Here is a 4298-nt window from a genome sequence, read left to right as displayed (position 1 = left end):
TCGGTCGCTCGGACGCATTTACGCGGGGCGGCTTCGCCATTATGCCCCACGCAACTGCGCCGCTTAGCTTAATGTTAGAAGGCGCTAGTTTGAGGTGCATAGTTGTTTTGAAATCGCGAGAAATACCAACATCATTTCTTTTTTCTTCTAGGTGGTTTTTAAAACACTAAACGATTTGGCAGTAAAGGTTGTTTGAACTGTTTAGTTGTTTCAGGCTATCTTTAAACAAGGAAATTACAGGGGTTATTATCTGGTGGTTGTATTAGGTAATAGTGTTATTCAAGAGACAAAGGATGTTTACAGCATGTTTATTGCGCCGTCTAACAAAGCAAATCAAGTACGCTCCTTCGTCGCCGGACGCAAACTCGCTGGCTGGGGCTCATTCTTCGCCAAGTTTAGCCAGCAAGCCTGCGCCGCTTATTTGAAACGTTATGTGCAGGTTTAATTTATGAGGGTTAAATGGATTATTTCTCTTCATGCTCATGCGAAGCCGTTCGCGTAAAACTATCACTTCCTAGGTCAATCGAAAGCTATCAACCTAGAGAATGTGACTGCGACTTTTGTAAGCATCATAGTCTTGCGTACATATCAGATCCGCTTGGAAAGTTAAGCGTTAACTCAAGTGCCTCAGTCAATTTTTTAAAGCAAGGTTCAGAACAAGCCTCCTTTATTCAATGTTCTAGATGCAACCAAGTCGTGGCGGTTTTTTACGATGCAGAAAAAGTTAAAAAAGGTGCTGTATCCGCTACTCTATTTGCCAATCGTCATTCTTTCAATGAATATCAAACCACTTCACCTAAATTGTTGAGTTCGGCAGATAGACGTGAGCGTTGGGGTAATTTATGGTTAACTGTGGTTTTAGAAATAAGCGAAAACACATAACAAAAAAATCAAGTTCGCCCGCTGCGCGGGCTGGGACGCAAACATGCGGGGCGGCTTCGCCATTATGCCCCACACGTCTGCGCCCCTTATTTAAAAGTTAGCCGTCATTTACTTACAGCATTAAAATGTAGGTTCAGACGTGACATTTCAGCATCAAGGTTGTTTCGCTAGGTTGTCTTTACGGCTTACTTTTTCCATAGTTTCAACGGCTTTAGCAACGCGCTTTTCATCAGCATCTTAATGCCAGCACTCAACATCACCAGCTTTCTAAACTCGTTCTTTTATCCGGCAATGTCGTTAACATCTGGCATTTCGCACAGGGTTGTTTTATCTTAAATTCAATAATTTAAACACGCGGCCTAATTGGCTAGTGGTGGCAGCAAAGCTGCGTACTTTTCTTTGTACGCCTAACAAAACGCTGTTGGCACTCCCTTCGGTCGCTGGGACGCTAACACGTGGGCTGACTCGCTTCGCTCGGATTTTAGCCCACGTGCTAGCGCCCCAAAGCTTAGCGTTAGCTTTCCGGAGGCTTTATCGACATTTTTTCTCTAGGAACCGGTTTCGTACTCTTCATTATTTTGGTTTTAAAATTAGAGTCGGTGATTCCTGTTGAGTTTTTGGATAAATCAGCACGAACTTTTAATGATCTCGGAGAGATTGTTCAAGTGCGCACAAATTCATATTCCCGTTTTTATAACACTAAAGGGAAATTGATAAAAAAATCGGATATCGTAAAAATCCAAAAGGCAGGCTGCCTTACTCTTTTTACTTATTCAAATAACGCTATTGATATTATGGTGCATCCAAATAATAGAGACTTAGTGTTTAACGCAGCCAAAGGTATATTTTCTGGGGCTCAAGTCGTTGAAATCGAGTTGGAAAGCTAACAACCCAATCAACACACTCACTTCGTTCGCTGGGACGCATACACGCGGGGCGGCTTCGCCATTATGCCCCACGTACCTGCGCCCGTTATTGGAAAGTTAGTTCGCACTTAAATTTCGTGGAATGGCAAAACTCAATAGATGAAAGTAGTAGCAATAAGTGGTATGTCTGGAAGTGGAAAAACTTCCCTTGTTAACCAGCTGTCTAATTCTCTGTCGTGTCCATCAATTCTCTTCGACGACTTTGTAGATGGACAGACATATCCCACAGATATGAAGAAATGGTTACTTGACGGTGCGAATATCTCAGATATTAAAACACCTAGAATGGATAAAGCATTACTGAATTTAGTATCAAGCTCCAAAGCTGAGTTCATCTTTGTAGAAGAACCATTTGGGAAATGCAGGGCACCTATTTCTTCACTAGTAGACAAGGTAGTATTGCTGGATATGCCTATTGATATCTGTCTTTCTCGCATTATTTCCAGAAATATAGCGCAGTCAGAAGAAGGCGCATTTAAAAATATAAGTCAGTACTTGGTCAAATATAATGAGTTTTTAAGGGATGTTTATATTGAGACAAACACCCAAACACGTGGTACAAGCGATTTAATTATTAATAAAGTGCTATCTGCACAGACGTTAGAGGATACTGTTATTCAGTGGCTCAGAGCAGGTGCGAACTAACAAGCCGCTGTAATCGGTCGCAAGCTCCCTGGGACAATAACACGTGGCCTCAGTCGCTTCGCTCCAAATTTTAGCCCACGTGTTATTGCCCCTAAGCGGGGTGTTATATGCCAAGGTATAGATGAAAACATTTCAGGTAGTTTTATTGTCAGTTCTTGGCATTTCTCTTTTGCTAACAGCTGCGTTTAGAATACTCAATATAACTGATTATCTATTAATTACTGGCGCTCCAGCTTTAATCATTTTGTGTTTAATTTTTCTAGGCCATTTCGTAACATTAGATGAAGAACTAAGCGGGGGTTGGTCAAACCCAGATGGCTCAAAGAAAATTGCTGCGCTTTCTATAGGTGAGCTCGTGATAAAATTTTTAGTATTGGTGTTTTGTCTTTGGCTAGTTTTTGGTTAATCTGCACAATGGCATATAACAAGCAAATCAAGCTCGTTCCCTTCGGTCACTGGGACAAATACTCGTTGGCGCGTTCCGCATTTTCGCCAACAAGTATTTTCCCCTTATTAGGGTGTTAGAAGGCGTCAGCCTAAACTACGCTTGGCTTTATAAAAATATCAGTTCAACTACCCTTACCTGCTGTTTCAATCATCGCCAAAGCATTGGTAGTTTTAATGTCACCGCGCTTACTTAAAAGGTTGCGCAATAGGCGATTTATCGGCTAGTTCTTATTTTCAGTCAACAAGCGCCATTGCACTTGGTAATTCATAGGGCGGCTTGCTTCAGTCAAATCACCTACATCACTGCACTGGCATTTTGCTTGTTTGCTTTAACAATCAATCGTATGCTGGCTTTATTAGTTTTAAAAAAAGCCAAAGGAACAGGCTCTGCTTCTAACAAAGCGCTTAAGCCACTCCCTTCGGTCGCTGGGACGCCTATACGCGGGGCGGCTTCGCCATTATGCCCCACGCATCTGCGCCCCTTAGCTTAAAGTTAGAAGGCGTCAGCCTAAACTGCGTTTGGCTTTATAAAAATTCCAGTTCAACTGGCCTCACCTGCTGTTTCAATCATCGCCCAAGCATTGGTAGTTTTAATGTCACCGCGCTTACTTAAAAGGTTGCGCAATAGGCGCTTTATCGGCTAGCTCTTATTTTCAGTTAGCAAGCGCCATTGCACTTGGTAATTCATAGGGCGGTTCGCTTCAGTCAAATCACCTACGTCACTACGCTGTCGTTTTACTTGTTTGTGTTAATAATCAATCGTATGCTGGCTTTATTATTTTTTAAAAAAGCCAATGGAACAGGCTCTGCTTCTAACAAAGCGCTTAAGCCTCTCCCTTCGGTCGCTGGGACGCCTATACGCGGGGCGGCTTCGCCATTATGCCCCACGCATCTGCGCCCCTTAGCTTAAAGTTAGGCGTCATTTACTTACAGCATAAAAATGTGGGTTCAAACGTGACATTCCAGCATCAAGGTTGTTTCTCCAGGTTGTCTTTACGGCTTGCTTTTTCGGTAGTTTCAACGACTTTAGAAACGCATTTTTCATCAACACCCCAACGCCTATATTCAACATCACCAGCTTTTTAAACTCGCTCTTTTATCCAGTAATGTCGTTAACATCTGGCATTTCGCACAGGGTTGTTTTATCTTAAATTCAATAATTTAAACAAGCTGGCTAATGAGCTAGTGGTGGCAGCAAAGCTGCGTACTTTCAGTTGTACGCCTAACAAAACGCTCAAGCCACTCCCTTCGGTCGCTGGGACGCCTATACGCGGGGCGGCTTCGCCATTATGCCCCACGTATCTGCGCCCCTTAGCTTAAAGTTATAAGGCGTCAGCCTAAACTTCGTTTGCCTTAGTAAAAAAAGTGGTGCAACTACCCTTACCTGTTTTCATTAGC

The 4298-nt window shown here is 42.8% G+C and carries 6 protein-coding genes; 5 read left to right on the top strand and 1 reads right to left on the bottom strand.

The features are described from left to right. Nucleotides 1-304: 304 nt before the first annotated feature. The 5 genes from J5X92_RS20700 (at nucleotide 305) to J5X92_RS20680 (ending at nucleotide 2859) form a co-directional block, all read left to right on the top strand. Nucleotides 305-445: a hypothetical protein gene (locus J5X92_RS20700; RefSeq protein WP_208806419.1), complete on the top strand. Its 141-nt coding sequence runs from the start codon at nucleotides 305-307 to the stop codon at nucleotides 443-445. Between the two features lie 14 nt (nucleotides 446-459). Beyond that, entirely contained in the window at nucleotides 460-882 is a 423-nt protein-coding gene (locus tag J5X92_RS20695; RefSeq protein ID WP_013785560.1) for a hypothetical protein, read from the top strand. 599 nt (nucleotides 883-1481) lie between these two features. Beyond that, nucleotides 1482-1769: a hypothetical protein gene (locus J5X92_RS20690; protein ID WP_208806418.1), complete on the top strand. Its 288-nt coding sequence runs from the start codon at nucleotides 1482-1484 to the stop codon at nucleotides 1767-1769. A 138-nt stretch (nucleotides 1770-1907) separates the two neighbouring features. Further along, complete coding sequence (locus J5X92_RS20685; protein ID WP_129738885.1) at nucleotides 1908-2453, top strand: hypothetical protein; 546 nt, start codon at nucleotides 1908-1910, stop codon at nucleotides 2451-2453. 121 nt (nucleotides 2454-2574) lie between these two features. Continuing rightward, nucleotides 2575-2859, top strand: coding sequence for a hypothetical protein (locus J5X92_RS20680; protein ID WP_208806417.1), 285 nt, complete (start codon nucleotides 2575-2577; stop codon nucleotides 2857-2859). 336 nt (nucleotides 2860-3195) lie between these two features. On the opposite strand, the gene J5X92_RS20675 is transcribed toward J5X92_RS20680, so the two are convergent. Continuing rightward, nucleotides 3196-3369, bottom strand: a complete 174-nt coding sequence (locus J5X92_RS20675; RefSeq protein ID WP_208806416.1) for a hypothetical protein — start codon at nucleotides 3367-3369, stop codon at nucleotides 3196-3198. Between the last annotated feature and the right edge of the window lie 929 nt (nucleotides 3370-4298).

The organism is Alteromonas sp. K632G (genome assembly GCF_017653625.1).
Classification (GTDB): Bacteria; Pseudomonadota; Gammaproteobacteria; order Enterobacterales; family Alteromonadaceae; genus Alteromonas; species Alteromonas naphthalenivorans.
Note: the sequence above shows the minus strand (reverse complement) of the source record. Positions and strands in the feature narration are given on the sequence as shown.